This window comes from Vibrio sp. 1401, from assembly GCF_033340295.1.
The window spans coordinates 65,961-71,960 of record NZ_JAWOWF010000025.1 but is presented as its reverse complement, the minus strand read 5'-3'; the positions used below and the strand labels follow the sequence as shown (position 1 = coordinate 71,960).

Annotated in this window: 5 protein-coding genes; 4 read left to right on the top strand and 1 reads right to left on the bottom strand. The window is 45.1% G+C overall.

What is annotated here, in order from left to right:
- Positions 1–168 precede the first annotated feature (168 nt).
- The 3 genes from R7Z77_RS14070 to R7Z77_RS14060 all read left to right on the top strand — a co-directional run bounded on the left by R7Z77_RS14070 (position 169) and on the right by R7Z77_RS14060 (position 4,094).
- A complete protein-coding gene (locus R7Z77_RS14070; RefSeq protein ID WP_318136716.1) occupies positions 169–2,268 on the top strand; it encodes a fimbria/pilus outer membrane usher protein in 2,100 nt (699 codons plus the stop codon).
- Complete coding sequence (locus R7Z77_RS14065) at positions 2,265–3,233, top strand: spore coat U domain-containing protein (protein ID WP_064354922.1); 969 nt, start codon at positions 2,265–2,267, stop codon at positions 3,231–3,233. The genes R7Z77_RS14070 and R7Z77_RS14065 overlap by 4 nt, the downstream gene beginning before the upstream one ends.
- Before the next feature lie 141 nt (positions 3,234–3,374).
- Entirely contained in the window at positions 3,375–4,094 is a 720-nt protein-coding gene (locus tag R7Z77_RS14060) for a carbonic anhydrase (protein ID WP_042521660.1), read from the top strand.
- A gap of 72 nt (positions 4,095–4,166) precedes the next feature.
- On the opposite strand, the gene R7Z77_RS14055 is transcribed toward R7Z77_RS14060, so the two are convergent.
- The gene (locus R7Z77_RS14055; RefSeq protein ID WP_064354921.1) at positions 4,167–5,270 is read right to left on the bottom strand and encodes a mechanosensitive ion channel family protein; all 1,104 of its coding nucleotides are present in this window, start codon (positions 5,268–5,270) and stop codon (positions 4,167–4,169) included.
- Positions 5,271–5,571: 301 nt separating this feature from the next.
- Here R7Z77_RS14055 and R7Z77_RS14050 point away from each other — a divergent pair, with 301 nt between their 5' ends.
- On the top strand, positions 5,572–5,919 hold the full coding sequence (locus tag R7Z77_RS14050) for a helix-turn-helix domain-containing protein (RefSeq protein ID WP_005375109.1): 348 nt from the start codon (positions 5,572–5,574) through the stop codon (positions 5,917–5,919).
- Positions 5,920–6,000 lie beyond the last annotated feature (81 nt).

Sequence of the window (6,000 nt, the reverse complement as noted above, 5' to 3'; positions counted from 1 at the left end):
CTGAAACTCAGTATGTTGTTTAAGAACTGAACAACATGGGGCTACCATGTCTTCTCATCGAATTAAGCAACAAAGCCCCGGGAGGACCTCATTTCAGTTGGGGTTACCGCCACGTCGTTGCCTGGAACCGAAGAGAGACTTGAGGTTACGTCTATCCCAGGTGTTAACGTGCGTTACTTGCAATCGTCATTGCAACTTGCAATTGACGTACCGCCTAATTGGTTACCGATGCAGAGCTTATCAGCGCAGGATATGGGGCGATTTTCCCCGGCTCAGTTTGGGCGTGGTGGCCTGCTTAACTACAACGTATTTGGTGTGTACGAGAACGAAAGCCGACAAAAGGAGGTTTCTATAAATCATGAAGTCAGAGCCTTTTCTGAGTTTGGCGTTTTTTCTACTACCGGGATATTTAAATCTAACTTTCATCGCGATGTTCAGTCCCAGCAAAGCAGCCAGTACACTCGTTTTGATACGAGTTACGAGTACGTCAATCAAGAGAAGCGAATTCGTATGGAGGTAGGGGACTATATTGTTCGCCCTTTATCTTGGAGCCAACCAGTAAGACTGGCGGGTATTCAGTTGTCGCATGATTTCTCTATGCGTCCGGATGTCGTGACGACGCCGTTACCTGCATTTTACGGTGAGGTCACAGCGCCCACTACGTTAGATTTGTTTATCAATGGCTTTAAAACTGACTCAATGAATGTTGGGCCCGGTCCTTTCATTATTAACGATATTCCAATGCTCTCTGGTGCTGGGGAAGCAACGGTAATTGCAACGGATGCTCAAGGTAAGCAAACGGTCATGACCAGCCCATTTTTTCTCTCTTCCGATCTACTCAAGACCGGATTTACATCTTACAGTGCGAGTATTGGTGCGATCAGAGAAAATTTCGGTAATGCATCTAACGACTATGGAGACGGTGGCGTGGTTACCGCTCTGCGTCATGGCATGACTGATTGGTTAACATTAGAAGCTCAAGCCGAAGCAAAAGATGACCTGATCGTTGCGGGGCTGGGCTTTGTCACCAATGCTTTCAACTTGGGTACGGTGGATGCCTCGTTTCGTGTGAGTAATTTTCAGGATCAATCTACCTCATATGCGCTAGGTTATAGTTATCAGTCTCGGCTGTTTAGCTTCGCTGCTCGAACTCAAGTAGAACAAGCCGACTTTTATACCTTATCTCATTTACCAAATTATGAAATGCTCGATGAAGGCAAGGACGCTTCACTCGCGTCGCGCCATCTATCACAAATCAATATGGGAGTCCGTTTGGGAGATTGGGGCTCACTTTCTGGTGGGTACTTTGATATTCAACAATCCGACTCAGATTCACGTACCCTAAATCTTACTTATAGCTACGCTCTGCCTTTTAATATCAATATGTCCCTTTCTTACAACCATAGTATTGGTGGTCAGAGTGTTACGCTGGCGCAATTCTCTCTACCTTTCAGTTCTTTGGGGGGAAGTTCGGGGCTAACGCTGAAAAGAGAGGACGATGGCGATGTGCGAGGGCGAGTGGGTTACAGCCGCCTTGCGCCAATACGAGGTGGGTGGGGCGTCAATTTAGCGCATGATATTAACGAACACCCAGAAAACCGTAAACAGGCCGATTTGACCTACCGTGCGTCATGGGCGCAGTTCAGAGCGGGGTTAAATGGCACCAGTGGCGACTATGATTATTTTGCGGAAATGGCAGGTTCGGTCTCTACATTGGATGGAGAAATATTCCCGGCGAATGAAGTGTATGACAGCTTCGCTGTGGTGAGCACCAGTGGTTTTGAAGGTATTCCGGTTAAATATGAAAATCAAATTGTCGGAGTGACAGACGATGAAGGTTACTTACTTGTTCCTTGGGCTACGGCGTATTACACCGCCAAATATGAAATCGATCCACTTAATTTACCTGCCAATGCTGCGTTTTCTGCGACAGAGCAGTTTGCTTCGATACATTCGGGCTACGGCTACCTGTTAGAGTTCCCAATAGAGCTACAAATTGCACTGAGCATGACGGTGGTAGACGAAAATCATTTGTTCCTTCCGATTGGTACATATGGCCGCTCAGAAACGGGCTTAACAAGCCAAATTGGTTGGGATGGTTTTACGTACTTTGAAGGCGTTGACCCAGGCCGCTATATTCAGTTTTATCCTCAAGGACAGTCGCCATGTAAAGTGTTTATTGAGGGGTTGTATCAGCGTGACAGTCAAAAAATACAAACATTGCCTGAGCAGGTTTGTATCAAAGCCGAAGAAGAGACCGCACTATGATTTTGCGCAGCTGGTTTGCTAGCCTACTTCTCTTTTTCTCGTGCTCGACAATGGCTTGTCAGCTCACGGCGGCAGCACCTTTAATCTTGTTTGGCAATGTTTCTTCGTTTACTGTTTCAAGCTCTCAGCAGCAAAGCTCAGCTCAGCCTCATGCGGGGATTACGTGTGACTTTTCTACACTTGTGTCTTTGTTAAGTGGCGACTACGTATCAGCAACGTTTAACAGTATAAATAATGGTTTGCTATTAAATGAGGATGATCCGAGTTCGGAGCTCAGCTATCAGATTTTTGGCGATCCAGGTCTTTCACAAGAGTATGTATTCGGCCAAACTTACAATTTTTTTGAAATCGGGTTACTCGATTTACTCGGGTTGTTTGGCACTCAAGCCGAGTTTCCGCTCTATGCTCGGACGGGAGTGGGTAGTAATCTTTCCGCTGGGACTTATAAAGACCAAATCACCGTATCCTGGATTTGGGATTACTGTAAGGGTATCGGGGTTCTAGGGGTATGCATTGGCCGCGCCAATGGCAGCGCTCAAAGCGTGATTACGGTTGAGTTGGAAGTGACCCCTGATTGTATGATCACAGCGCCAGATATTGATTTTGGTTCGTCCCCATTAGTGGCCGGTTTTGAACCAGTCAGTCAGGTTATATCGTTAACTTGTACCAAGAATAGTTCCTTCTCCATTGGCTTGAATGACGGCCTAAATGCGTCCGGCGGTCAGCGGCGAATGATTTCTAGTGGTCACTATTTGGAGTATGAAATCTATAAGTCATCAACGATGGAGCGCTGGGGAGGCACCAGTTCTGAACGTCGTGAACACAGTGACGTCGATACTGGCGGCTCCATTCCGGATGGTATCACTCCACAGAATTATAATTATCGCGCGCAGATACTAACCAGCCAAACGACCCCTCCTGCAGGTACTTACACCGATTCAATAATCGTTGACGTTCAATTTTGAGCATCATGTCAATTACATCATTAGAGGCTTCTATTCCAAAAATCTTTTGTAATCATAGTTTTCACTCTGTCACTGCTTAATTTTGTGAGATTAGTATGGCTTTATTCTCACGGAATTTAACTTTCAGAAATAAGGAAAATGATGAAGAAGTCACTAACAACATTAGGTTTGGCACTGGTATTTACAGGAACAGCTTATGCAGCAAGCTGGGGCTACGAGGGAAACCATGGGCCAGCTCATTGGGGTGAGTTTGCATCTGAGTGCGCAAAAGGTCAAAACCAGAGCCCAATCAACATTGAATCGGCGACCGAAGCGAAGCTAGAAAAATTGAATTTCGACTACGAAGGTAAGGCAATTTCACTGCTGAACAACGGTCACACTTTACAGACTGGTTTAGAAGGTAAAAACACACTCACCATTGATGGTAAAGAGTTTACGTTGAAACAGTTCCACTTCCATACGCCATCTGAAAACCATGTGGACGGTAAAGAATACCCTCTAGAAGCACACTTTGTGCATGCCGACAAAGTAGGTCATCTAGCTGTTGTCGCGGTGTTCTTTAAACTGGGTGACGCGAACCCAGATCTAGCTAAGATGCTAGCTAACATTCCAACTAAAGATCAAGATGTTACTATCAAGGTTCCATTTGATGCTGATGCCCTTATCCCAAGTGATAAAGACTACTACCGCTTTAACGGCTCACTAACGACACCGCCATGCTCTGAAGGTGTACGTTGGTTCGTGATGAAAGAAGCACAAACTATTTCTCCTGAGCAGATAAAATCTTTTTCGGAAGTAATGGGGAAAAACAATCGCCCAATCCAACCGCTGAATGCACGTATGGTGTTAACGCAACAATAACCACTTCATGCGAAGAAAAATAAAAAGCCCGCTTAAACACAGCGGGCTTGATTATTTGGGTATTGGTGAGAACTAGAAGCCATGATCTTCTTGCTCTTCCGCTTTTACCATTTGTATAGGATCAAGCTTAAGCGTCTGAGTAGGGAACGCGATATCTGCATCGTGTTCTTTAATGATGTTGATTACCTTAAGCAGTATGTCCTGCTTAACCTCATGGTATCTCACCCAATTCACGGTTTTAGTAAAGGTATAGATAAAGAAGTGCAATGATGATGGACCGAATGTATCGAAGTTGACGATAAGTGTTTGGCGTGCATCAATGTCTTTGTGATTTTTCAGCATTTCTTTTACCGCGGTGATAATTTGCGGCATTTTTTCTGCATCGTCGTAACGAAGTCCAATTTTTTCGTAGATACGTCGGTTCAGCATGCGAGATGGGTTTTCTACGACAATGCTGCTAAACACTGAGTTTGGTACATACAGTGGACGCTTATCGAAAGTTCGGATAATGGTCATGCGCCAGCCAATGCGTTCTACTGTCCCCTCTATTTGTCGGTCTGGAGAACGGATCCAATCGCCAACTTTAAATGGACGATCGAAGTAGATCATAAGACCTCCAAAAAAGTTAGACAGCAAATCCTTCGCCGCTAAACCGACGATCAAACCACCAACACCACCGAAGGTAAGTAGGCCCGATAGTGACAGACCAAATGCCTGCATTACGGTTAGAATTCCGACGGTAATAAAGAACAGGCGCGCGACCTTAGCTATCGCTTGTACTGTTGTTTCATCTCGGTTCTTTTGTTCGAGAACATGCTCTTCAACATTGGTAATGAGCCGCATAACGGTCCATACGAAGATGCTGATGATTAAAATCAGTTTCAGCGTACTTAACCAGTTTATTTTATCGTTGAGCTCGCTCTCTAATATGATGCCGATAGAGGCGGTTGCTGGCCAACACCAAATGAGTGTACTGACTGGCGCTTTTAGCGCATCAAGCAACATGTCATCCCAGTGGAAGGGCGTTTTCTCTACGAGCGCAGCGAGGCGAGAGCGGATCAGCCGCCAAGCTATCCAAGCTATAAAGCTAGCGAGCGTAATGAAAAGGACGCTCCCACTCCAATTTTGATGAGACGTTTCAATGTAGCTTTGTAATTCGGTAAACCACTGTGGCATATGTAACTTATTTCTAGTGAACCATGGAAGGAAAGGTAGCAGATATTACTCCTTCACCCCAGTGATTTCCTTTAAATCATTTACTTATGTCTAAACCGCCCGAGATGGACTTTTCCTTCCGATGAAAAGAGAGTCACCTCAATGTTCTGTTGAGCGACCGCCTCATGCATGTTCAGAGGTACGCTACCAATGATTGAGGGTTGATATTTGGACGATCAATTATAACTTCTCTGACTTATCGCTAACATTTATCTTAAGTAAGTGTGAGAGTGTATTGGCTCTTGAATTAGCGGAGGCAGATATGGAATTTACAGAGCTGGATCGAAACGCGCTCTACGACATCTGGATGTCACAAAAAGCCAAAATGCACATCACTCAAATGGAAATGGCGAAGCGCCTTGGTTTGAGTCTACACGAGTTTTCTGGCTTGTTACGTGGTAATTCTCCACTGACGCTAGGTTTTGTAAAACAGCTATGCGAGCAGCTACATGTACGTCCTGGTCAGGTGATTCCGTCTTTGACGGAGCGTGATCTATCTGCATCTGGTACCGTTTATTTACAAAATCGTGTGACGGTGGATGGCGATATCAGTAACGTGTTTATCGACGGAAACCAAGTCGTGATCGAGTACGTTCACCAAGTTAGCTAGCTTGCTCGTCAAATTATCGGGTTGAAGAGCAATAAAAAACGAGCCACTGTTGGCTCGTTTTTTCGTTTCTGTTTTGCTCGA